This window comes from Kribbella pittospori (assembly GCF_004331465.1).
Classification (GTDB): domain Bacteria; phylum Actinomycetota; class Actinomycetes; order Propionibacteriales; family Kribbellaceae; genus Kribbella; species Kribbella pittospori.
The window spans coordinates 1-22,894 of record NZ_SJKB01000031.1; the positions used below are offsets into that span (position 1 = coordinate 1).

The following is a 22,894-nucleotide window of genomic DNA, read 5'->3' on the forward strand; positions in this document are numbered from 1 at the left end:
CAGCCGGCAAGCCGGCCGATCCCTCACGCCCACCGACCACCCGCAACCTTCGGCCCGTCCGTGCCACGGACCAACGGCTTACTGAAAGACCGGGGCTAGTGTGAGCGCCTCGTCGAGCTTGGCGCCGGGCTCGTGGTCGAGATCGGCAGCCGCCAGAGCCTCTTCGGCGATGGCGAGCGCTGTCACCGCCGGAGCTGCGTCGCCCTGGTCAATCGCCGGACACAGCCGATGTTGGGCAAGGTGCGCCAGCTGCGCGAGCTGCGTGGGAGCGTCGGCGAGGGGCGGCCGGAACCACCGCATGGTCCTGGACAGGCGTCGAAGTACGGCCTCTGTGGGGTCGGCCTGGCGGCGGAAGATACTCATCGGCCAACCCTAGTGCGCACTGCAGGGCTCGCGTCGGCCTCAGAAGTTGACCTGGGCACCTACCTCGGACAACGCAGTTCGGGCGTCTCCCCGCTGGAGCTGAGTCTTCGCGCTCGCCTGGGGACCGGGGTGAGCCTTCGGTCGGCAGAATGTGCGGATGGGTCTTTTCGGGCGTGGTAGGCGGCGGGGTGTTCGGGGGGTTTGGGATGCGTGGGTGGAGGCTGATCGGGTGGGGGATTTTGTGGGGGGGGGGCGGTTGGCTCGGGAGATGGTGGAGGTTGCGCCGGAGGAGTTTGGGGCTTGGTTCGAGGCGGGGTTGTATTCGAAGGCTCGTGGGGAGTGGGCTGAGTCGGCGGAGCGGAATGCGCGGGCTGTGGAGTTGTTCACCGCTAAGGACGCTCGTGTGTACGACGGGGTGAATCCGGCGGCTTGGAATTTGGGGATTGCCGCGACGGCGGTGGGTGATTGGGCGGCCGCTCGGCGGGCTTGGGCGGCGTATGGGATCGAAGGCATCGAGCAGGGGGCCGAGCCGATCGACGGCAACTTCGGGCTGACGCCGGTTCGGCTGAATCCTGATCGGCCGACCCTGAAGCATCAGGTGCCGGTGGGGATTGGCGACACCGAGGTCGTGTGGTGCTGGCGACGGAGCCCGGCGCATGCGGTCATCGCGAGTGTTCCGCTGCCGGAGTCCGGTCACCGGTTCCGGGACGTCGTACTGCACGACGGTGAGCCGAAGGGATACCGGCGGCGGGGCGACCAGGAGGTCGCCGTGTTCGACGAACTCGCGCGGCTCGACGAGTCAGGTCTGGAGACTTGGCAGGCGCAGGTGCTCGGCGCGGGGCCCGACGACCTGAGCGAGCTCGAGGACCTCGTTGGATCTCGCGGACTCGGCATGGAGGAGTGGTCCGGGATTCGGCTGATGTGCTCCGACTGTTCGCACGGCACGCCTGAGGTGGCGCACGATCATCCGCCGGCTTCCAGCGACGCGGCTGTGATCGGGCTGGCGGGATCCGAGGCGGAGCTGAGGGATTGCCTCGAGATCTGGCTCGCCGATCGGCCCGGCATCACTCTGGCGGAGCTCACCTTCGTTTGGTGACGGCGGACTAGACGAGCCAGGTGCCGGACTGCATGAGGACGCGGTCCTTGAGTTCGTTGGCTTCGCGCCAGGCCTGGATGGTGATGGGGGTTACGCGGAAGAAGGGGTAGGGGGTAGAGGCCTCGCGGGGGTCGAAGCCGGCCTTGGTGGCAAAGGCTTCTGCGTCGGCAGGTGGGATGTCGGCGAGCTGTTCGGCGCTGGCGGTGATGTGAATGAGGTCTCGCGTGGTGCCGACCGTCAGGAGAAGGTGGGGGTTGGCGCGGAGGTTGCGGGCGGTGGGGTTGTTGACAGCGGTGGACAGCAGGAGGGTCCGGCCGTCCCAGAGGAAGGACAAAGGCATCAGGTAGGGCGTGCCGTCCGGTGACGCGGTGGCTACCCAGGCGTCTACGTCGTGCTCCAGCCGGTGCAGCGTGTCTTGCTTGCGTACGGCGAGAGGCCTGGGAGCAGCCATGATGAACTCCTGACGGTGTCACATGTGGTCGGGTTTTCGCGTCACACCCATTGACGGTGGTCGGACCGGAGTGTGACAGGTGGAGAGGGACATGAGCGAACACGACTGGCTGGCGGAGCGGTTCGAGGAGAACCGGGAACACTTGCGCGTGGTCGCGTACCGGATCCTCGGATCGCGCGTCGAGGCCGAGGACGCGGTGCAGGAGACGTGGATCCGGCTGAGCCGCTCCGACGCCGACGCGATCGACAACCTCGGCGGCTGGCTCACGACCGTTGTCGGGCGCATCTGTCTCGACATGCTGCGGACCCGTCGCGGGCGGCCCGAGCAGACGGTCGGCGATCACTCCCCTGCGCTCACGGACGACGACGTACCGGATCCTGAGCTCGAAGCCGTCCAAGCGGACTCGGTCGGGCTCGCGTTGCTCGTCGTACTCGAGACATTGACGCCGGCCGAGCGGCTGTCGTTCGTGCTGCACGACATGTTCGCGGTGCCGTACGACGACATCGCGCCGATCGTGGGCAAGTCGCCGGAGGCCGCGCGGCAGTTGGCGAGCCGGGCGCGGCGGCGGGTGCAAGGTACGCCGGAACCCGCAGGAGCGGACGCCAGCCGACAGAAGGAGATCGTCGAAGCATTCCTCGCCGCGTCACGTGGTGGTGACTTCGACGCGCTGCTCGAGCTGCTCGACCCGGAGGTCGTACTGCGTGCCGACGAAACGGTCGTGGCACGCGGTGCGGGCGCGATGGTGCGGGGTGCCGCAGCCGTCGCGGAGACGTTCTCCGGGCGTGCGCAGGCCGCCGTACTCACACTGGTCGATGGGAAGGCCGGAGCGGTGTGGCGGCTGCATGGCGAACCGGTCGTCGTGTTCTCGTTCACGGTCGCCGACGGCCGGATCACCGGGATCGAACTGCTTGGCAATCCCGACTACCTGCGCGACGTCGACCTCGCGCCGGCCAACGGCTGACGCGGCACGGATCCCGGGGTACGACGGCGTCGTGGAGCGCTCGTCGACACGTGGGACTGGTGTGACGGGAGGGGTGCAATCCACGCTCCGGGCGTCCACATCGCGACACCCCGGAATCTGGTTTTTGCGTACGCCGAAAGTGCGCTACTGTTCTGCTCTCGCACCGAGCAGCAACACCCCGCCGGAGCGATGCGGACGTAGCTCAGTTGGTAGAGCGCAACCTTGCCAAGGTTGAGGTCGCCGGTTCGAACCCGGTCGTCCGCTCGGAGAGGGTTCGGCAGGCCAGCTTTCTTCCTGGTGGAGTGGCCGAGAGGCGAGGCAACGGCCTGCAAAGCCGTGTACACGGGTTCGAATCCCGTCTCCACCTCGCAACCCCTCAAGCTAGAGTTGTAGTTACGGTTTTGGACGATTGGCGCAGCGGTAGCGCGCTTCCCTGACACGGAAGAGGTCACTGGTTCGATCCCAGTATCGTCCACGAAGCCGATAGGCGACGTGTGTCCGCGGAGTGCGCGGACCGCGTCGCCTTCGTCATTTGTGCGGCAGCGCTGCGCTCGCCGCGAGCGGGGGCTCCGCCACCCGCACCCCCTTTGCGCCTTCGCTTCGCTCGGCTGCTGGGGCTGGGCGCCGCGTTCACAGTTGCCGGCTGGGGCTGGCCGCCGCGTTCACAGTTGCCGGCTCGGGCTGGCCGCCGCGTTCACAGTTGCCGGCTCGGGCTGGCCGCCGCGTTCACAGTTGCCGGCTCGGGCTGGCCGCCGCGTTCACAGTTGCCGGCTGGGGTTGGGCGACGCGTTGATGGTTCCGGTCTGTGGCGGGGCGCCGCGGGCACAGTTGCCGGCTCGGGGTGCTCGCTGCTGGAGCGTCGTTGGTGTGCAGTTGGACAGGTAGTGCACCGGTGATACGCCGTACGCGCGGGTGTTTCAGGCTCGGGTGTACTGCGAGCGACCTGACACCTCCTGTCCAAATGTCCACCTCCCGGGTCTAGCACCTCGAGGCTCCGGACTGTGCCCGGGCGGCGGGTGGGTTAGGAGCGCAGGGCCTTTAGGGCTACTGCTGTTAGTAGGAGGGCGGCGCCTGTGAGGGTGAGCGGGGTGGGGTGTTCGTGGAAGAGCAGTACGGCTAGGGCTGTGGCTGTTAGGGGTTCCAGTAGGGCCAGGACGGCTGCTGTTGAAGGGCTCAGGGTTCGGAGGCTCGCGTAGAAGAGGGTGTAGGCGAGGGCGGTGGGGATCAGGCCGAAGTACGCGAGGGTTGGCCAGCTTGCGGCGTGTGGGGTCAGGCCTTCTAGGAGGGCTAGGGGTAGGAGTGTCAGGGCCGCGGTGGTGAAGCCTAGGAGGGCTGTGGTGGTGGGCGCTGGGTTGTCGCGGTTGAGGAGGGTGGTGGTGGCGTAGCCGGCTGCTGAGAGGAGGGACAGGAGGATGCCGGGGAGGGACGTGGTGATGGCGGTGCCTGGGGCTGCTACCAGGAGGGTCAGGCCTAGGACTGCCAGGAGGAGGGCCGGCGTGATGCGTTCTCGGGTTGCCAGGGCTATGAAGAGAGGGCCTGCGCCTAGGGAGATGACGGTGGCTACTGCCACGCCTACTCGGGGTATGGCGGCGAAGTAGCCGAGTTGGCAGGCGGTCAGGCCCAGGCCGGTGAGGATGTAGCGGCGTGGGGCGGCCATGAAGGTGGCGCGGATCGGGGTTCTGCTGAAGAAGCGGTTGGCCAGGAGGAGCCAGACGGCGCCGGTGGCTAGGCGCCAGAAGGAGATGGCGGTGGACGTCAGGCCGCTGGATTGGAACAGTAGGGCGCCGGTGGGGCCGCCTGTGCCCCAGGCCAGGCCGGCCAGGGCTACGTAAGCGAGGGCGCGCGTCTTCGTGGGTCGGTGCAGCATCGAAGTACTCCGGGAGGTTCGCGGGAGAGGTGGGTCGTCTGCGAACAGCCCGAAGAAGCCCAGGTCAGAACCTGGGCGTTGACCGAGTGACCGTCCGCCTAAGCGGCGGTCGGCGGGGTGATGATGCGATGCACGGGCAGGACCCTAGCCCGAAAGCGTGCGCCGGCCGAGCGAATTACATCCGCAGCTGGGAGCCGCCGTTGAAGTCGAGGACTGTGCCAGTGGCGAACTCGGCCTCCGGGGACGCCAGGTAGAGGATCGCCGCCGCGACTTCCGATGGGTCGGCGACGCGTTCCAGAGGGCTCTCCATGCGGCGGCGGTCGTAGCCATCGCCGGTCAGGTGTACGGCGGCCATGTCGGTGGTCGTCCAGCCGGGCGCGATCGCTGTCACGGCGATGCCTTCCGGGCCGAGTGCGCGGGCGAGCGACTGGGTGAAGGACACGATGCCGGCCTTCGAGGCGCCGTACGCGGGCTGGTTCGGCTCACCCCTGAACGCGCCGCGGGAGGAGACGTTGACGATCCGGCCGCCGCGGCCCATGTGCCGGACCGCGCACCACGTGACGTTCGAGGGGCCGACGAGATTCACCGCGATGGTGTCGGCCCACGCCTGCTGCCATTCGGCGTACGTCGCCTCGCGGATGCGGTGCGGGTGGTAGACGCCGGCGTTGTTCACGAGTACGTCGATCCCGCCCAAGGCAGCCGCGGCGTCGTCGACCATCGTCTGGATCGCGGCGGGGTCAGCCAGATCGGCATGGGCGAGCACATGTCCCGATCCCGGCAGCGACTTCAGCACAGCCTCGGCAGCATCGGCCGAGGCACCGTAATGCACCGCCACCCGGTCCCCCGCGGCCGCAAAGGCCTGCGCCGTCGCCGCCCCGATCCCCCGCGAAGCCCCCGTCACCAACACAGAACGACACATGCCCCGATCCTTTCACTCCACCTGACCGCCGGTGGGTGGCTGGGGCAGGAAGAGCGTCGGGAGCACCCAGCTACTGGCGCGGGTTCACGTCGCGGCGGTAGGCCTTGGACTGGCGGGCCCATTGCTTCTTGGCTTCGGCGCGGAGGCGGAGGTTGTTGCGGCGGGCCATGAACGCGGCCTCGCGCTGCAGCTTCGTCCAGCTCTCGAAGCGTCGGATCGGCAGCGTGCCGTCCTCCAGCGCGGCCCGTACGGCGCACCCGGGCTCCGTGTCATGCGCGCAGTCCTTGAACTTGCACTGCTCAGCCAGCGCCGTGATGTCCGGGAACGCCGCAGCCAGTCCCTCACCGGACTCCTGCAGACCGATCCCCCGCAGCCCAGGCGTGTCAATCACCACGCCGCCATTCGGCAACACGATCAGTTCACGCCGGACCGACGTATGCCGGCCCTTGCCGTCTTCACGGATGTCCTGCACGTCCAGCAATTCGACACCGGCCAGCGCGTTCACCAGCGACGACTTCCCCGCACCACTCGAGCCGAGCAGCGCCACAGTGGCGTCACCATCCAGCAGCGCCTGTACCGACTCCAGGCCCTGACCAGTCGCTGCACTGCACACCAGTACGTCGGCACCCGGCGCAGCGCGCGCCACGTCCTCAGCAAGGGCGTCGGCATCGCCGACAAGATCCGACTTGGTCAGTACGACGACCGGCCGCGCACCGCTCTCCCACGCCAGCGCGAGGAAGCGCTCGATCCGGACGATGTTCGGTTCCGGTACCAGGCCGACGACGATCGCGATCACATCGACGTTGGCCGCGAGCACCTGGCCTCTGGACGAACCGCCGACTTCCGCGCGCACGATCGCCGTACGCCGTGGGGCCAGGGACTCGACCGTGATCCGGTCGTCCGGCCAGTACCGCAGTACGGCCCAATCCCCTGTACATGGGCCGGCCTGGGGGTCATGGGCCATCGCGGCGAGAAGCGCACTGGACCACGTCGCGCGGACCGGGCCGTCCTCGGTGAGTACCGTCGCCATGCCCTTGTCGACCCGGGCGACGCGACCCGGCACGAGCTCGGCCGGGACAGAGCTCAGGTAGTCGGCCGTGGAGCTGTCGAGTCCCAGGGCCTGCAGTGTGGCTGACATCGGCGAACCTTTCGGAGGGTCCGGCCGCGAGGTCAGCTCAGCGGACGGACGGGGTGGGAGACATCGGCCCGATGGGCCTGATCCAAGCTCATGGCGGGGGCCTCCCTTCCAAGTCCTGCGGTCCTGGTCCAGGACCGGCTGATGGCGTCAGCGTAGGTCGTCGGTGTCAGTTTGTGCACCGGGTTTTCCGACCGGCTCAGGCTTGCGTTGCGGAGCCGGCGCAGAGGTCGGCTCGGGCTTGCGCTGCGGTGCCGGTGCGGGGGCCGGCTCGGCCACCTCGGTCTTCGGTCCCGGCTCGACCCCCGGAGCCTTGGGCGGCCGGTCCGTCCGCGGTCTGTCCAGAGGTGGACGGTCCGACGGCGGGGTCTTGGGCGGCTGATCCGCCGCCGGTACGCCGAGCCCTTCGACCTTCCGCGCGACCTCGATCTCCGGCCGCTCTTGCTCGACCGGGGTCAGCGGGCTGTCGTGATGCGGCTCCGACTCCGCCTTCATCACCGGCTCGACCTCTTCCAGGGTCTCCTTCGCCGTCTCCGTCACCCGGACCTTGTGCGGCCACAGCCGGTCGACGACAGCGTTCAGCGCCGCACCGATCAGCACCGCGATGGCGGTCATGTAGAGCCACATCAGTACGGCGATCGGCGCCGCCAGCGGACCGTAGATCGACGTACCGCCGACCGTGCTCTGCAGGATCCAGCGCAGTACGAAGCTGCCCAGGATCCAGATCGAGAGCGCCAGGAACGACCCGGGCAGGTCGGAGACCCAAGGTGTCCGCACCGGCACGGACAGGTGGTACAGGGTGTTCAAGAAGCCCGCGGACAGGATCGTGACGACGGGCCAGTAGAGCTGGTTCAGGAAGTCGAGGCGGTGCGGCAGCAGGGCCTGTACGGCGTCCGGTCCGGCCAGCACCAGCGGGAGGACGATCACGCCGATCACGAGGGCGGCGCAGTACAGCGAGAACGACAGCGCCCGGGTCCGGACGATGCCGCGCTTGCCGCCCATCCCGTACATGATCGTGATGGTGTCGACGAACACGTTCAGCGCGCGGCTGCCGGACCACAGCGCGAGCACGAAACCGATCGAGATGACGTCCGGACGGCCGCCGTTCAGGACCTGGTCCAGGGTCGGCACGATCACGCCTTGAACGGAGTCGGCGGTCAGCGCCCGGGCCGCCAGTTCGACGATCTGCGCCTTGATGTCGTCGATCGTCTCGACCTCGAAGTACTTGCTGGCGATGTAACCGAGACTTCCGGCCAGCCCGAAAATCAGCGGCGGCAGCGAGAGGATCGCGAAGAACGCCCCTTCGGCCGCGAGACCGGTGACCCGGTAGCGCAGACAGACACCGACAGTCTGGGTGAGCAGCTTCCAGGTCGTCACGGGGATCTTGCGGACCCATGCCAATGAGAGGGAGCTCCCACCCGCGGGTCTTGCCCCTGAACGTGCCATACCGCTTACCGTACTGACATGGCGGACCCATTCGCGGTAACGAATCAGGCTCCCCCACTCCAGGGGGTGAACTTCTTCACCCGGGACACGGCCCTCGGTGACGCTCTGCGTCCGTACGCCGACCTCGCGGACGATCCCGGACTGACCCGGATCGGCGAGCTCGCGGGCTCCGAAGAGGCCCTCGCACAGGCGCTCCCGGCGAACCAGAACCCACCGGTCCTGCGCACCCACGACAGGTACGGGAACCGGATCGACGAGGTCGAGTTCCACCCGTCCTGGCACTGGCTGATGGAGCGCGCCGTCGGCTTCGGGCTGCAGGCCGCGCCGTGGACGAGCGACCAGCCCTCGCCGCACCTGACCCGCGCGGCCGGCTTCTACGTCTGGTCCCAGGTCGAGCCCGGCCACGGCTGCCCGATCTCAATGACGTACGCCGCCGTCCCCGCGCTCAGGGCCGACGAAGGGCTCGCCAAGGAGTGGGTCCCACAGCTGGCCTCCACCGAGTACGACGTACGCCGGTTGCCTGCGGCCACCAAGAACGGCGCACTCGCGGGGATGGGCATGACCGAGAAGCAGGGCGGCTCGGACGTCCGGGCGAACCTGACCACCGCGACGCCGGCCGGTGACGACGGCGAATATCAGCTGAACGGGCACAAGTGGTTCTGCTCGGCGCCGCAGGTCGACGTGTTCCTGGTGCTGGCGCAGGCGCCGGACGGGCTGAGCTGCTTCGTCGTGCCGCGCGTGCTTGCCGACGGCAACCGGAACGCGTTTGCCCTGCAGCGGCTGAAGGACAAGCTCGGGAACCGGTCGAACGCGTCCAGCGAGGTCGAGTTCCACGGCACGGTCGGCTACCGCCTCGGCGACGAGGGGGCCGGGGTCCGCACGATCATCGAGATGGTCGCCGCCACTCGGCTGGACTGCGTGCTCGGCTCGGCCGCTCTCCAACGGCGCGCGCTGGTGGAGGCGCTCTGGCACACCCGCCACCGTTCTGCGTTCGGTGATCTGCTCGCCGACAAGCCCGCGATGCAGAACGTGCTGGCCGACCTGGCGCTGGAGAGTGAGGCGGCGACCGCGCTCGGGATGCGGCTTGCGGCTGCCGTCGACGCGTCGATCAACGGCAACGAGCAGGAGGCCGCGTTCCGGCGGATCGGGCTGCCGCTGGCGAAGTTCTGGGTGAGCAAGCGGACGCCGTTCATGGCCGCCGAGGCGCTCGAGTGTCTCGGCGGGAACGGGTTCGTCGAGGAGTCCGGGATGCCTCTGTTGTTCCGGGAGTCGCCGCTGAACTCGATCTGGGAGGGATCGGGGAACGTGAACGCGCTCGACGTACTTCGAGCCCTCAGGAGGCCCGAGTCACTCGAGGCGTGGTTGCTGGAAGTCGGCGCGGCGCGGGGTGCGGACGAGCGTCTGGACACGGCGGTGAACGACGTACTGCAAGCGCTTGCTGATGCGGAAGGCGCCGAGGCGGGAGCCCGTCGGTTGGCCGCGCGGATGGCGCTGTGCCTACAGGCGTCCCTGCTCGTCCGGCACTCGACTCCGGCGGTCGCGGACGCCTTCGTCGCGTCCCGGCTGGCGAACGACTGGGGCGGTGTCTTCGGCACCCTCCCGCGGACCACGCCGTTCGGCCTGATCACCGACCGCAGCCTCTGACTCTGACCCGCGGCCGCACGATAAGGTGGCCGCGTCGCGACTGGCGCGCTGAGGTGGAGAACCACCGGGGAGCGAAGACTGTCGGCACCGTGCGCCTGGGTGCCTACGACCCACTGCAACCGCAGGAGAGACAACGATGACTCAACCCTTCGATGCTGCCGCGGCGTCGGCCGCGTACAACAACGCGCTCCAGGTGATCGCCGCGGTCGAACCTACCGTGGCCGGCGCGATCAAGGCCGAACTGGCCGACCAGCGCTCGTCGCTGAAGCTGATCGCGAGCGAGAACTACGCCTCCCCCGCCACCTTGCTGACGATGGGCAACTGGCTCTCGGACAAGTACGCCGAGGGCACCATCGGGCATCGCTTCTACGCCGGCTGCCAGAACATCGACACCGTCGAGCAGGTCGCGGCCGATCACGCCACGGCGCTGTTCAACGCCCCGCACGCCTACGTCCAGCCGCACTCCGGCATCGACGCGAACCTGGTCGCCTTCTGGGCGATCCTGGCCCAGCGGATCGAGTCCCCGGCGCTGGCCGAGGCGGGCGCGAAGCACGTCAACGACCTGTCCGAGGAGGACTGGTCCAAGCTCCGCCGGGCCTTCGGTGACCAGAAGATGCTCGGTATGTCGCTGGACGCGGGCGGCCACCTGACCCACGGCTTCCGGCCGAACATCTCCGGCAAGATGTTCCACCAGAGCTCGTACGGCACCGACCCGGAGACCGGGCTGCTCGACTACGACGAGGTCGCCCGGAAGGCGCGGGAGTTCAAACCGCTGATCCTGATCGCCGGCTACTCGGCGTACCCGCGGAAGGTGAACTTCGCGAAGATGCGCGAGATCGCCGACGAGGTCGGCGCGACGCTGATGGTCGACATGGCGCACTTCGCCGGCCTGGTCGCGGGCAACGTCTTCACCGACGACTTCGACCCGATCCCGCACGCTCACGTCACCACGACGACCACGCACAAGTCGCTGCGCGGCCCGCGTGGCGGCATGGTGCTGTGCCAGCCCGAGTACGCCGACGCCGTCGATCGCGGCTGCCCGATGGTTCTGGGCGGTCCGCTCGGTCAGACGATGGCGGCGAAGGCGGTCGCGCTGGCCGAGGCCCGGCAGCCGTCGTTCCAGGAGTACGCGCAGGCGGTTGCCGACAACGCGGTCGTGCTCGCGGAGGGGCTGATGAAGCGTGGCGTCAAGCTCGTCACCGATGGCACCGAGAATCACCTGGCTCTGCTCGACGTCTCGTCGTACGGGATCACCGGGCGGCAGGCCGAGTCCGCGCTGCTCGACGCGGGCATCGTGACGAACCGGAACGCCGTACCGCGCGACCCGAACGGCGCCTGGTACACCTCGGGTGTCCGGATCGGTACGCCGGCGCTGACCACGCGCGGCTTCGGGGCCGACGAGTTCGACCGGGTCGCCGAGCTGATGGTCGACGTACTGTCCTCGACCACGCCGACCACGACGTCCGCCGGTGCACCGTCCAAGGCGAAGTACGTGCTGGCCGACGGCGTCGCCGACAAGGTCAAGGCTGCTTCGGCCGAGATGCTCGACAAGCACCCGCTGTACCCGGGCCTCGAGCTCAACTGAGCCCATCGCGCGGCGCCTGCTCTCCCCTCGGGAGCAGGCGCCGCGCTGCTGTATCAGGCGTCCTGCTTGATCCCCATCAGCGCCTCCTGCGAAGCCTTGGTGGCCTGCTTCGGCATCAGTACGGCAGCCAGTACGGCGCCTGCGACGGCGATGCCGGCAGAGACCCACATGGTCGTGTTGAGGCTGGTCATGAACGCGTCACGTACGTCGCCGAGCAGGTCCGCCGACCCGATCTTGTCGGCGACTGCGAGTCCGCCGCCAAGGCCCTTCTCAACCGCATCGGCCGCCTGCGCCGGCAGGCCGGTCGTGTCCACGTTGTGCCGATAGACCGAGTTCAGGACCGTGCCGAGGACTGCGACGCCGACGGTGCCACCGACCTGCCGGAACGCCTGCAGCAGAGCGGATCCGGTGCCGGCTCGCTCCGGGTCGAGCACACCCAGCGCGGCGTTCATTGCCTGCGGCATCGAACAGCCGAGGCCGAATCCGACCACCACGAACCAGATCGAGGTGTAGCCGTAACCGGTGCCGAGATCGGTGAAGGCTCCGAGCAGGAACCCGGCGGCCATCACCAGGAAGCCGACCATCACCACGAGCCGGGTGCCGACCTTCGCCTCGACCGGCTCGGCCAGCTTCGCGCCGACCGTCATCCCACCGATGAACGGCAGCAGCTTGAGGCCGGTGTGCAGCGCATCGGATCCGTTGATGCCCTGGAAGTACTGGGGCATCGTGAACAGCAACCCGAAGATCGCGAACACCGCGACGGTGAGCAGCACCGCCCCACCGGTGAACACCTTCTCGCCGAACAACCGCAGTTCGATCAGCGGGTCGGAGTTCCGCCGCTGCCAGAGCAGGAAGACTGTCAGGAGTACGACAGCCAGTGCCAGGAAGAGCACTGTGGTCCCGTCGGTCCACGAGGTCTCGCCGGCCTTCGTCACGCCGTACACGAGAGAAGCCAGGCCGGCGCTGGAGAGCAGGATGCCTAGCCAGTCGATGGACGGCCGGCGGGAGCTGCGGGTCTCCGGGACCAGCAGGCTCACCGCGATCGCGGCGATCAGTGCGATCGGCACGTTCAGGTAGAAGATCCACTGCCAGCCGGCGTGGTCGAGCAGGAGGCCGCCGACGATCGGGCCGAGCGGCATACCGATGCTGTTCGCCACGACGAAGAAGCCGATCGCCTTCTTGCGCTCCACCTCGGTGGGGAACAGCACGGTGATCAGCGACAGCGCGACCGGGACGATCATCGCGGCGCCGACGCCGAGGAAGGCCCGCGCGCCGATCAGCTGGCCGGCCGAGTCGGACAGCGCACAGGCGAGCGACGCCGCGCCGAACAGTGTCAACGCGATCGCGATGATCTTGCGGCGCCCGAAGCGGTCGCCGAGTAGACCGGCCGGCAGCAGCAGCGCGGCGAGAACCAGGTTGTAGCTGTTCGCCATCCACTGCAGCTGACTGGTCGACGCGTCGAGGTCGGCGGCCAGGGTCGGCAGCGCGACGTTCAGCACGGTCGTGTCCAGGCCGAGTACGAGCACGGCCAGGCAGAGTGCGAAGAGAACTCCGAAGCGGCGGGCGCCGGTGAGCGTCGGCCCTTCGGCAACGGAGGGTGTGGTCATGCTTCGCAAATTATCAGATATTTGTGATAGTTGCGATAGATCAAATTACTGTAGTCTTCAACCATGGCGCCCGAACCCACTCCCGAAGAGGTCAGCCAGTTCGTCGAGCGCTTCGCCGGCATCCTGGCGAACAGTGGCGTCCCGACCATGTCGGCCCGGGTGATGGGCCGGATGCTGGTCAGCCCGACCGGGACGATGACGGCGGCTGAGCTGGCCGAGTCGCTGAAGATCAGTCAGCCCGCGGTGTCCGGGGCTGTTCGGCAGCTGATCCAGGTCTCCTTCATCACCCGCGAGCGGCAGCCCGGCTCCCGCAAGGACCACTACCGGATCCGCGACGACGTGTTCGCGGCGATCCTCGAACGGCGGAATCTGGCGCTGAGCGAATGGGAGTCGAGCAGCCGGTCCGGCGCGGATCTGTTCGGCCCGGACAACCCGGTCGGGCGGCGTCTCTCCGAAGCCGCGGACTTCTTCGCCTTCATCCACGCCGACATGGACCAAATGATCAAAAACTGGCGCGCCGAACACCCCCGACGCTCCGGCTAAGTGTGCTCCTACATCACGTGCTCGTCGGCGCTCCCCCGTCCCTTGCTTGTGCGGCGCTCCGCCGTTTGTCCGTTTGGTGCAGGTTCGTGGGTTGGTCTGTAATCGTTTGTTGTGATCGGCAATAGACGGGTGTGGAACGGATGACCGAGCCTGATGGGGCCGATCTTGAGCAGCTTTATGCGGAGCACTACCGCGCGATCCTGCGGTACGTCGTACGCCGGATCGGGGATGCCGACGAGGCGCATGATGTGACTGCGGATGTGTTCCTGACGGCGTTGAGGCGGCGTACCGACCTCCCGCAGGACCGGCCGTTGCCGTGGCTGTATCGGGTCGCGGCGAACGTGCTGGCCGATCGGCGGCGCAGTCGGCAGCGGTCGGCTGCGGCGTACCAACGCGCCGGCAACGACCTGGTGACTCGGACCGGACCGGCCGCGGACGAGCGGCTTGAGTGGTCTGACGAACTGGCCGGGACGTTGGCTGCGCTGCGGACACTGAGCGCGGCCGACCAAGAAGTGCTGATGCTGGCCGGCTGGGAGGAACTGCGGGGCGCCGATCTCGCCACTGCACTGGGTTGCTCCAGGGCTGCCGCGGCAGTGCGGCTGCACCGTGCGAGAGCTCGGTTGAAGACGGCACAGGCGCAGTACGACGACCGCACTCAGCGCCCTCAGGAACGGTCTGGTTCCACGGTCGTGCGAACAGCTGAGTCCAAGACGCAGGGAGAACGTTCATGAACACCAACGACCTCGACACACTGAAGCGCGTCGACCCGGCGTCCGGGATCCCCGATGGCCCGTTGACGGGTCGCGAGCTGGCGGGACTGCAGCGGATCGCGACCCGGCTGGCCGCGGAGGAGCATGTTGCTCCGGTCAACGGCGTACGGGCGGCCGACGTACCTGCCCGTCATGGAAAGGTACGGCGGCGTGCGGTCCTGATCGGCGCGGCCGGGGCTGTGGCGGTCGCGGGCGCAGGGGTAGTGGTTGTCGACCCGTTCGGGTCGGGTGGGGTTGCGATGGCGGCGACTCCGCCGTTGCTGGATGCCGAGCTCGCGCAGGGCCGGCCGGGCAAGGGGGCGCTGCTGGCCCTCGCGGCGAAGGCGGCCGCCGACACGACGCTGCCTGGCGACGCGGGGTCGCACACGATCCGGGCGCAGATGTGGAACTTGTCGACGGCCGTCGACAGCAAGGAGCGGGTGACGTCGGCGATCGTTCCGGAGGACGTGAGCCTGACGTGGAAGAGCGATCTGTCCGGGCGCCTGGTCGTCAGGGTCGGGCAACCGTACGACCCGGATCCGGCGTCTCACAAGGGCTCGGTAGGCGGGCCCGGCACGGTGAAAGGTGAGCAGTCGTGGCCGCCCGGGAAGTACCAGCCGATGTACCGCTACCCGCTGCCGAGCGACCCGGCCCGGCTTCTGGCGGTGCTGAAGATCGGCCACGACATCGACGCCAACGGACCCGGCCAGCTGGTCGGCGCAGTCACAGACCTGTACCGCGAGACGACGCCAACCCCCGCGGTCCGCGCGGCCGTGCTCAAGATTCTCGCCGACCGCAGCAACGCGGTATCGCTGGGCACAATGACTGACCGCGCCGGCCGCAAGGGTACGGCGTTCGCGGTCGACAGCAGCTACGGCGGCCTACCGAACCGGCAGGTCCTGATCTTCGACCCAAAGACAGGCCGCCTCTGGGCCGACGAAGAAGTCCTGACAAAAACCGCCGGCCGGCTCAACGTCCGCATCCCAGCAGTAATTGGCTACAACCTCTACCTGTAGACCTCGCTGCCCGCGTAGGTTGCCGGCGGCGCGGGTGGGTCAGCGTGGCTTGATCGCCAGCGTCGCGAAATAGTGCGACATGTAGTGGGCGGATGCGTTGGATTGGTGCGGTGCTTCGGCGAAACCGGTGAGGACGAACCCCGCGGCGAGTTGCCCGCCGATCTGGCCGGTGAGCGTGTGGCTGTATTCGAGAGCGGCATCCGCGCCGAACTTCGTGGCGCGTTCCTCGGCGGAGTACTGCGTGACATCGCTGTAGGGCAGCGTGTGCACGACGATCAGCTCGCCGCGCTCGTCGAGGGCCTCGTGGTCGAACAAGTACACATCAGGGTTGAGGAAGCCCGCGAGCAGAGTTCCGCCCGGTCGCAGGACGCGGAAGCACTCACGCCACACCGGCGCCAAGTCGGGTGCAAACAAGTTCGAGACCGGGTGGAACACAACGTCGAATGATGCGTCGCCGAAGGCGCTGAGGTCGCGCATGTCACCCAGGACGGTGCGCAACTCGAGTCCGTCGCGCGCCGCGACCATCTGGTCCTGGCCGAGCTGGCGAGGCGAGTTGTCGAACACGGTGACCCGCGCCCCTGCGGCGGCGAGGATCGGACCCTGCTGGCCACCGCCGGAGGCCAGGCACAACACGTCCTTGCCGGTCAGTTCCGTCGGCAGCCAGGAGCGGTCGACTGGCTCACGCCCGATGAGAACAATCGACCAGTCGCCCCTGCGAGCGCGCTCGACATCCTCGGCACTCACCGGCGTCGACCACTCGTTGCCCTCCTGGACATACTTGTCCCAGGCTGCCCGGTTGTGGGCACCGGGGTCGACAATGTCCTGCACGTTCAACTCCCTGCTACAGCCAAGCGGACACCAGCGGTACCAACAGTTCGATGCCGCTGGCCAACACGATCCAAATCCAATCCTCTAACAGGTCAAGCGCCGCGAACCCGCGAGGTCATCGTAGGTCCGGCCGATCAAAGCCATCTTGCGGCCATACCGTCGTTCACGACTTCACACCCTGCCACAGCTGTCTGTAACGCGCGCTACAGTCATCGCTGTGGCGAATCCGGCTGCGGTGCGGTGGTTGGTCGTTGTGGTGCGGGTGCCGGCGGAGCCGTCGCGGCATCGAGTCGCGGTGTGGCGGGAACTGCGCAAGTCCGGCGCACTCTCCCTGGGACAAGGGGTGTGGGCCGTGCCCGACTTGCCGGCCTTCGCTGTCGGAGTGGGGCGGACGGTCGAGCTGGTCGAGCGAGCCGAGGGTGAGGCGACAATCCTGGAGGCGACTGGTCGGAGCCCGGCCGACGCCGCGCGGTTCCAGGAGTTGTTCAACGCGGCCAGGCAGGCGGACTGGGTCGAGTTCCTGGCCGATTGCGGGAAGTTCGAGGCGGAGCTGGCCAAGGAGATCCGGATCGAGAAGTTCACGCTGGCCGAGCTCGAGGAAGAGGAACAGAGCCTGGAACGCTTGCGGCGCTGGCATCGTGACCTGACCGCCCGCGACGTCTTCGGTACGCCGGAGGCCGCCCAGGCATCGCGGCGCCTGAAGGAGTGCGTGGCGGCGTGCGAGGACTTCGCCGAACAGGTCTTCCGCGCGTTGCACCAGGCGCCGGGAGACGGGCTGTGACGGCGCCCACCGACCGAGCACAGCCTGGGCGGAGGATGTGGCCGCTGTACGCGGCCGGCTTCACCACCGCGTTCGGCGCGCACGCGATCGCCGCGAATCTCGGCGGGTTCTCCGACGACGCGGTGAAGTCGCTGCTCACGCTCGGGCTGCTGCTGGCCTTGTACGACGGTGCCGAGGTACTGCTCAAGCCGGTCTTCGGCACGATCGCCGACCGGATCGGCGCGCGTCCAGTCCTCCTCGCGGGCCTGGTCGGGTTCGCTCTCGCGTCCGCGGCGTACGCAGTGGCCGACAGTCCCGGCTGGTTGTGGGCGGCCCGGCTGGGCCAAGGCGCCGCGGCGTCGGCGTTCTCCCCGGCTGCCTCCGCACTGGTGGCCAGGCTGAACCCGGCGGCCAAGCACGGCCGCGCGTTCGGCAGGTACGGCTTCTACAAGAGCATCGGCTACACCCTCGGCCCGCTGCTGGGCGGCGGTCTTGTCTGGCTCGGCGGGTTCCGGCTGCTGTTCACCGTGATGGCGATCCTCGGCTCGGTCGTCGCGGTGTGGGCGGTCCTGGTCGTTCCTGTCGTACCGCCGCTGCCGCGGGCCCGGCAGACCGTCCTCGACCTCGCCCGCCGCGTCACCGATCCACTGTTCCTGCGACCTACGGCCGCCCTGGCCGGTGCCACCGCCGCGCTGTCCGTCGGGGTCGGGTTTCTTCCCGTCACCGGGGCAGCGGCCGGGCTGGGCACGGTCGCTACCGGTGCGGCGGTCTCGGTGCTGGCCGCGACCGGCGCCATCGTCCAGCCCCGCGCCGGGCGCGCCCTCGATTCGGGACGGCTCACCGCCCGGTCCGGCATCGCGACCGGGTTACTGCTCGCGGCAGCAGGCCTCGGCGCCGCGACGTTCGGCGGGCTTGCGGGCGTCCTGGTGTCGGCAGTCCTGATCGGAGCCGGGACCGGGCTGATCACTCCGCTGGGCTTCGCCGCGCTGGCAGCCTCGACCCCACCCGAGCGGCTCGGCCAGACGATGGGCACCGCTGAGCTCGGCCGTGAACTCGGTGACGCCGGCGGGCCGTTGCTGGTCGGAGCCGTCGCGACCGCAGCCACGCTCGGCTACGGGTACGGCGTACTCGCGGCAGTCCTAGCCGTCGGGCCGCTGGTCGGCATGGCCGCAGCGCGCGCACGACGCACAGGCCAGGCCCGAGCCTGAACCCGAGCCACAGCGGGCGATCAGGTGTGACGTCCGATGGCCGGCTGCTCGGCGTGCTCGAACAGGGTCTCGCCGCTGTGCTGGACCGCAGCGGCCGGCAGGGCACTGATCAGCAGCGCCGTGACGACGGCAGCGACCATCAGCGGCCGGCGGCGCGGAGGCGGCGCCAGCAGCGCGCGGACCCGCACCGCGACATCACCACCCGCTACCGAAGGAACGACACCTGGCGGGGAGAACCCCGCGGCGACTCCGGTCTGCAACTGCGCTACACGGATCAGCGTCGCCGCGACCAGGCGCCGATCACCGACCGCCAGCGCCGCGTCCTCGTCGGCCCATCGTTCCACGGTCGTTGCCAAGGCCCGGGCGGTCGGCCGCAGCAGCGGGTTCACCGCGGCGGCAAGGTCGGCGGCCAGGTTCCACCAGACGTGACGGTGCGCCAGATGCGACGCCTCGTGGGCAAGCAGTACCTGTCGTTCGCGATCGCCCAGCGCTCGTAGCAAGCCGCTGGTGACAACGACCCGAGCGGCCGGCTGCGGCGTGGTGAACGCCTGCGGCCGCTCATCATCCAGCACGACGAGCCCACCGACGGCGGTCAGATCCCGGCACACGCGGTGCACCTCGATCAGAGCACGGGCCCGGCGGACCGCGGTCCATGCCGCCGAGATCGTCGTGAGCGCCACCAGGACGCCGCACACGACGGCCGGCCAGGCCGGAACCGGGCTCGTACTGCGCAACTTCGCCGCCGACCACGCGCCCTCCTGTGCGACCAGCGGAAACTGGCCGATCCAGGTGAACGCCAGCACAGCCAGAATGAACACCCCACTCGCGGCCGTGAACACACCGGCCGGAACGAGGACACGGGTTGCGACCGACGGCGCGAGACCACGCGACAGCGCCGGGGCGACCACGGCGTACGCCACGATCACCACGATCCCGATCACCGCGGCTGTGGTCATGGCCTCTCCGCCTCCGCCTCGGAGTCGGAGTCGGAGTCGGCAAGCAGTTCCAGCAGCAACGCGGACTCCTCGGCCGACAGTCCGCCGGCGAACCGGGTCAGGACCGCTGCCCGGTCGCCGCGGGAATCCAGCAGCCGGTGGATCTGGTGCGCCGTCACCTCGGCCGCGTCCACGACCGCACTGTAGGCATACGACCGGCCGGCCCGGGTCCTGGTCGCCAGGCCCTTGGCCTGCATCCGCGCCAGCACCGTCATCACCGTCGTGTAGGCCAACTGCCCGCCGAGAGCATCCCGCACCTCGGAGGTCGTCATCGGGCCGCCACCAGCGGCGAGGGCCGCGAACACCTGCTGTTCCAGATCACCACGACCACGGCTCTGCCCTCGAGAAGCCACTCAGCACACCTCTCCACACGACTACTACAAAGATCGTAGTAGTATCTGTTACTACGTTAATTGTAGTAGTGGATGGGATGCCGGAGTGAACCACTGGCTGTTCGAGCAGATCAACGCCTTCGCGCAGGCCACACCGTGGCTCCATGCGCCCGCGCGGTTCTACGCGGCGTACGGCGTTGTACTGTTCGGCGCTCTACTCGTGGCCGGCTGGTGGATCGCCCGCCGGACCGCAGACGTGACACGGGTCGCCGCGGCCATCGCAGCGGGCGGGGCGACCCTGCTTGCGCTGGCGATCAACCAACCCATCGTGCATGCCGTCAACGAAGCTCGCCCGTACACGACGCTGCACCACATCCTGGTGCTGGCCAACCGCAGCCCCGATCCGTCGTTCCCCTCCGATCACGCCACCATGGCCGGCGCCGTCGCCGTCGGTCTGTGGATCGTCAACCGCCGCCTCGCCGTCATCGCCGCGTTCGCTGCCGTCCTGATGGCCTTCACCCGTGTCTACATCGCTGCGCACTACCCGGCAGATGTGGCCGCCGGTCTCGTCCTCGGAGGGCTCGTCGCCGTCCTCACCTGGCTGCTGGTCCGTCGAGGGCTCGCGCATCTACTCGGCGTACTGGCTGGCACCCGGCTGCGTCCCGTCGTCGTGACCGCGAGCCACCCGCACCTGTCATGACCCGGCTGACCGACTGGCTCCTCAGCCTGCACGGCTTGCCCGTGTACGGACTGGTCGGCCTGCTCGTCTTCGCCGAAGACGCCCTGTTCGTCGGATTTGTCCTGTCCGGCGAGACCGCGGCCGTGCTCGGCGGCGTCGCCGCCAGCGGAGCCAACGCATCCCTGCCGGTGATGCTGGCCGTCGTGGCCGGTGCGGCGATCCTCGGCGACAGCGTCGGCTACGAGGTCGGGCGCCAGCTGGGCCCGCGGATCCTTCGCAGCCGCGTCCTGACGAAGCGCGGCGAAGGGATCGACGCCGCGCGCGAGCAACTCGCGCGCCGCGGCGGCACCGCCGTGTTCCTGGGCCGGTTCGTCGCGTTCTTCCGCGCGACCATGCCCGCGCTGGCCGGTACCGCGGGTATGCGCTACCCGAAGTTCCTGGCCTTCAATGCCGCCGGTGGCCTCGTCTGGGGCATCGCCGTCGTGCTGCTCGGTTATTTCGCGGGCAACTCCTACGCCACCATCGAAAAGACCTTCGGCCGCGTGACCGCCCTCATCGTCCTCGCGGTCCTCGTCATCGTTGTAGCCATCTGGCGGATCCGCCGCCACTCCACCCGGCGCACAGAACAATCCGTCCGGCAACCATGAAGCCGCCCAGCCGACACAGGAGTCCGGCGCGGGCAAGGAACGGGGCGGGTGGGAGCACCGGCGAGCACGCGACGGAAGGAGCGCGCGTAGCGGCGCGAGAGGAAAACCCACGGGAGGGGTGCACCGGCGAGCGCGCGGGCAGGGTTCGCGCGCTCGCCGGTGCGGGGAGGGGACGGGACTACGTGGTCAAGGCGTAGACAGCGATGGCTGCGAAGTCGTCGGCTGGTTCGGAGGCTTGCCAGGAGCGGACGTCGTCGACGTACCGGGAACCGTGGCCGGTGAACTGGGCGTACTGATCGACACCGTCGGCCGGGCACGGGTTCATGCCGTCCAAGTGATCGCCGAGGCCTTCCTCGAACAACTCCTCCGAGTTCGGCCCATTCACAACAGCACCGGTGAGCTCGCGCCCGAGGATGTTCGCGATCTGGTGGTGCGGGCATCGTTCGGCGTTCGTCCCGACACCGACCATGAATGACACACCCCAAGCGTTGGCGCCGAAGTTCCAGTCCAGTTGCTGCGTGCCGAAGTCGTCGTACCGCCGATCCCCCGTCACCTGCCGATACAGATGCGCGGTCGACGCCAGCCCGAACGCATGCGGTACGGCGTCGAAGTTGTCGTACTGCGCTCCGGCGCGGAACGGATCCGCGGACGCGCGCTCCGCCCCGATCTCCAACTGCGCACGCAGATCACCAGCCAGCTTCTTCACCAACGCACGATCCGACCGGTTGGCCCGTATCAGATCCGCATGTGCCAGCGCGCTCACGTCGTACAGGTTGAGCGTGTCCCCGCCGGCGTCATGCTCGATGTACTGCCCAGCCCAGTACCCAGCCTGCTGCAGCCAACCGTGTGCCCGCGGATCGCGGAGGCGCTGCGCGGCGAGCGCCAGCTCGGTCGCACCAAGCTCGAGGTCGTCCCGCCACGCCGACTCCGGGTAGAACGCGAACGGCAGCGACGTGACCAACTGCCCGACGTTCTTCGTCTGAGCCTGAGCGAAGATCTGCGCCGCAGTCTCGAGATGACGACGAGCCTTGGCCGGATTCGCCCGCGCCTCAACCTGCGCAGCGAGAGCGAACGCCGCAGCAGTCCGGCCCGCCAGGTTCGGACTGATCGGCTCCCCAGGCGCCGCGGCCCGGAACACCGGCCGGTTGCGCAGGAACCGCTCGGACGGATCCGCCAAATGATCGTCTACCTCGGGTAGGCGCCAGATGTCGTGGTCGCCGATGAAGGTCTCCTCGACATTGCCGGTGCCGATTCCGACCTGGATGTAGAGCGTCTTCGTCCGCTCGTCCCACATCTTGTCCAGCCAGTCCAAACCGTGCCGCGCCTCGGCGAGCACCTGCTTGTCCGGCTTCCGCGAATCCCGGGTCGATGCCCACAGCAACGACTCCGAGTACGCCGCGATGTGCGTGAACTTCAGGTAGTCGCCGGCGTCGTACCAACCGCCCTCGACGTCGACCGGCCCGCCGATCCGCTGCAGCTCGCCGACAGTTTGATCGGTGTCGGGATCGACGAAGACCGGCCAGTCGTAGACCTGCGCAGCCCGGTCGTTCAAATGCGCCGGCTGCCGATCGAGCGAACCGGGTACGACGTTCGCACCGTCACGCTGCTCGGTGAAGAACGTGACCGCCTTGTCCTTGGCCCCGGTCAGCATCCGATCGCGATTCGCCCGGATCTCGAACGCCGCCGACGACGCCACCCCGGGCACCTCGACCCGATACGTCCCCGGCACCTTCAACGCGGTCAGGTCCAGTTGGTACACGTGCTGGTACGTCGCATTCCACTCCCCCGTGTCACCGTCGACGCGCCCCGTCAGCACCCGATGCCCGTACCGGTCGATCACCTGGAACTTCTTCCCGGCCGCCGCGTCCCGCGTCATCACGTACGCCGCCTTGCCGTCGAAGGCGCCGTACCCGAGCTGACTCACCCGCACCACGCCCCCGGCCGCGGCAGCAGACGCCGCACTCACCGGCCCCACCACCAATCCGGCAGCCATGACGATCGCCCCCACCCGGCGCAACGACCTCACGAGCGACTCCTCCCACCGGAACTGCACCGTCCGCCCC

The 22,894-nt window shown here is 68.7% G+C and carries 22 protein-coding genes, 3 tRNA genes and 1 riboswitch; of the genes, 14 read left to right on the top strand and 11 right to left on the bottom strand.

What is annotated here, in order from left to right:
* Positions 1-78: 78 nt before the first annotated feature.
* Positions 79-363 (bottom strand): hypothetical protein, encoded by a 285-nt coding sequence (locus E0H73_RS43430; RefSeq protein ID WP_131366817.1) that lies wholly within the window; start codon positions 361-363, stop codon positions 79-81.
* Positions 364-766: 403 nt separating this feature from the next.
* On the opposite strand from E0H73_RS43430, the gene E0H73_RS43435 reads away from it, so the two are divergent.
* The gene (locus E0H73_RS43435) at positions 767-1,459 is read left to right on the top strand and encodes a tetratricopeptide repeat protein (RefSeq protein WP_165556139.1); all 693 of its coding nucleotides are present in this window, start codon (positions 767-769) and stop codon (positions 1,457-1,459) included.
* A gap of 7 nt (positions 1,460-1,466) precedes the next feature.
* Here E0H73_RS43435 and E0H73_RS43440 read toward each other — a convergent pair whose 3' ends face one another.
* On the bottom strand, positions 1,467-1,910 hold the full coding sequence (locus tag E0H73_RS43440) for a pyridoxamine 5'-phosphate oxidase family protein (RefSeq protein ID WP_131366821.1): 444 nt from the start codon (positions 1,908-1,910) through the stop codon (positions 1,467-1,469).
* A 91-nt stretch (positions 1,911-2,001) separates the two neighbouring features.
* On the opposite strand from E0H73_RS43440, the gene E0H73_RS43445 reads away from it, so the two are divergent.
* From E0H73_RS43445 to E0H73_RS43460, 4 genes are all read left to right on the top strand, one after another.
* Positions 2,002-2,871: a sigma-70 family RNA polymerase sigma factor gene (locus E0H73_RS43445; RefSeq protein WP_131366825.1), complete on the top strand. Its 870-nt coding sequence runs from the start codon at positions 2,002-2,004 to the stop codon at positions 2,869-2,871.
* A gap of 191 nt (positions 2,872-3,062) precedes the next feature.
* A tRNA-Gly gene (locus E0H73_RS43450) sits at positions 3,063-3,135 on the top strand.
* 32 nt (positions 3,136-3,167) lie between these two features.
* Positions 3,168-3,238, top strand: a tRNA-Cys gene (locus E0H73_RS43455).
* A gap of 36 nt (positions 3,239-3,274) precedes the next feature.
* A tRNA-Val gene (locus E0H73_RS43460) sits at positions 3,275-3,346 on the top strand.
* 546 nt (positions 3,347-3,892) lie between these two features.
* On the opposite strand, the gene E0H73_RS43465 is transcribed toward E0H73_RS43460, so the two are convergent.
* The 4 genes from E0H73_RS43465 to E0H73_RS43480 all read right to left on the bottom strand — a co-directional run bounded on the left by E0H73_RS43465 (position 3,893) and on the right by E0H73_RS43480 (position 8,169).
* Positions 3,893-4,738 carry an EamA family transporter gene (locus tag E0H73_RS43465; RefSeq protein ID WP_131366827.1) on the bottom strand — a complete coding sequence of 282 codons (846 nt, stop codon included), beginning with the start codon at positions 4,736-4,738 and terminating at the stop codon, positions 3,893-3,895.
* Positions 4,739-4,913: 175 nt separating this feature from the next.
* On the bottom strand, positions 4,914-5,657 hold the full coding sequence (locus E0H73_RS43470) for an SDR family NAD(P)-dependent oxidoreductase (RefSeq protein ID WP_131366829.1): 744 nt from the start codon (positions 5,655-5,657) through the stop codon (positions 4,914-4,916).
* Positions 5,658-5,727: 70 nt separating this feature from the next.
* Positions 5,728-6,795 (bottom strand): ribosome small subunit-dependent GTPase A, encoded by a 1,068-nt coding sequence (gene rsgA / locus E0H73_RS43475; RefSeq protein WP_131366835.1) that lies wholly within the window; start codon positions 6,793-6,795, stop codon positions 5,728-5,730.
* A gap of 147 nt (positions 6,796-6,942) precedes the next feature.
* Positions 6,943-8,169, bottom strand: a complete 1,227-nt coding sequence (locus E0H73_RS43480; protein WP_238164658.1) for a YihY/virulence factor BrkB family protein — start codon at positions 8,167-8,169, stop codon at positions 6,943-6,945.
* Positions 8,170-8,256: 87 nt separating this feature from the next.
* On the opposite strand from E0H73_RS43480, the gene E0H73_RS43485 reads away from it, so the two are divergent.
* Positions 8,257-9,882 (top strand): acyl-CoA dehydrogenase family protein, encoded by a 1,626-nt coding sequence (locus tag E0H73_RS43485; RefSeq protein WP_131366838.1) that lies wholly within the window; start codon positions 8,257-8,259, stop codon positions 9,880-9,882.
* 26 nt (positions 9,883-9,908) lie between these two features.
* A riboswitch (ZMP/ZTP riboswitch) is annotated at positions 9,909-9,990 on the top strand.
* A 28-nt stretch (positions 9,991-10,018) separates the two neighbouring features.
* Positions 10,019-11,467: a glycine hydroxymethyltransferase gene (locus E0H73_RS43490; RefSeq protein ID WP_131366840.1), complete on the top strand. Its 1,449-nt coding sequence runs from the start codon at positions 10,019-10,021 to the stop codon at positions 11,465-11,467.
* A 53-nt stretch (positions 11,468-11,520) separates the two neighbouring features.
* Here the strand turns inward: E0H73_RS43490 and E0H73_RS43495 are convergent, their stop codons facing one another.
* Positions 11,521-13,074 carry a DHA2 family efflux MFS transporter permease subunit gene (locus tag E0H73_RS43495; RefSeq protein ID WP_202867888.1) on the bottom strand — a complete coding sequence of 518 codons (1,554 nt, stop codon included), beginning with the start codon at positions 13,072-13,074 and terminating at the stop codon, positions 11,521-11,523.
* 63 nt (positions 13,075-13,137) lie between these two features.
* On the opposite strand from E0H73_RS43495, the gene E0H73_RS43500 reads away from it, so the two are divergent.
* The 3 genes from E0H73_RS43500 (at position 13,138) to E0H73_RS43510 (ending at position 15,382) form a co-directional block, all read left to right on the top strand.
* Positions 13,138-13,617, top strand: coding sequence for a GbsR/MarR family transcriptional regulator (locus tag E0H73_RS43500; protein WP_131366842.1), 480 nt, complete (start codon positions 13,138-13,140; stop codon positions 13,615-13,617).
* A 140-nt stretch (positions 13,618-13,757) separates the two neighbouring features.
* Complete coding sequence (locus E0H73_RS43505; protein WP_131366844.1) at positions 13,758-14,348, top strand: RNA polymerase sigma factor; 591 nt, start codon at positions 13,758-13,760, stop codon at positions 14,346-14,348.
* The gene (locus E0H73_RS43510) at positions 14,345-15,382 is read left to right on the top strand and encodes a CU044_5270 family protein (RefSeq protein ID WP_131366846.1); all 1,038 of its coding nucleotides are present in this window, start codon (positions 14,345-14,347) and stop codon (positions 15,380-15,382) included. The genes E0H73_RS43505 and E0H73_RS43510 overlap by 4 nt, the downstream gene beginning before the upstream one ends.
* Positions 15,383-15,421: 39 nt before the next feature.
* Here the strand turns inward: E0H73_RS43510 and E0H73_RS43515 are convergent, their stop codons facing one another.
* Complete coding sequence (locus E0H73_RS43515; protein WP_131366848.1) at positions 15,422-16,210, bottom strand: class I SAM-dependent methyltransferase; 789 nt, start codon at positions 16,208-16,210, stop codon at positions 15,422-15,424.
* 217 nt (positions 16,211-16,427) lie between these two features.
* Between E0H73_RS43515 and E0H73_RS43520 the strand changes: the two genes are divergently transcribed.
* Entirely contained in the window at positions 16,428-16,991 is a 564-nt protein-coding gene (locus E0H73_RS43520) for a Chromate resistance protein ChrB (protein WP_131366850.1), read from the top strand.
* A complete protein-coding gene (locus tag E0H73_RS43525) occupies positions 16,988-18,178 on the top strand; it encodes an MFS transporter (RefSeq protein ID WP_238164659.1) in 1,191 nt (396 codons plus the stop codon). The genes E0H73_RS43520 and E0H73_RS43525 overlap by 4 nt, the downstream gene beginning before the upstream one ends.
* A 20-nt stretch (positions 18,179-18,198) precedes the next feature.
* Here E0H73_RS43525 and E0H73_RS43530 read toward each other — a convergent pair whose 3' ends face one another.
* Entirely contained in the window at positions 18,199-19,134 is a 936-nt protein-coding gene (locus E0H73_RS43530) for a M56 family metallopeptidase (RefSeq protein ID WP_131366852.1), read from the bottom strand.
* Entirely contained in the window at positions 19,131-19,526 is a 396-nt protein-coding gene (locus E0H73_RS43535; protein WP_131366854.1) for a BlaI/MecI/CopY family transcriptional regulator, read from the bottom strand. Before E0H73_RS43535 ends, E0H73_RS43530 begins: the two co-directional genes overlap by 4 nt.
* A gap of 85 nt (positions 19,527-19,611) precedes the next feature.
* On the opposite strand from E0H73_RS43535, the gene E0H73_RS43540 reads away from it, so the two are divergent.
* Positions 19,612-20,205, top strand: a complete 594-nt coding sequence (locus tag E0H73_RS43540) for a phosphatase PAP2 family protein (protein ID WP_131366856.1) — start codon at positions 19,612-19,614, stop codon at positions 20,203-20,205.
* Entirely contained in the window at positions 20,202-20,831 is a 630-nt protein-coding gene (locus tag E0H73_RS43545) for a DedA family protein (RefSeq protein WP_131366858.1), read from the top strand. The genes E0H73_RS43540 and E0H73_RS43545 overlap by 4 nt, the downstream gene beginning before the upstream one ends.
* A gap of 178 nt (positions 20,832-21,009) precedes the next feature.
* Here E0H73_RS43545 and E0H73_RS43550 read toward each other — a convergent pair whose 3' ends face one another.
* Positions 21,010-22,857 carry a glycoside hydrolase family 9 protein gene (locus E0H73_RS43550; RefSeq protein ID WP_202867890.1) on the bottom strand — a complete coding sequence of 616 codons (1,848 nt, stop codon included), beginning with the start codon at positions 22,855-22,857 and terminating at the stop codon, positions 21,010-21,012.
* Between the last annotated feature and the right edge of the window lie 37 nt (positions 22,858-22,894).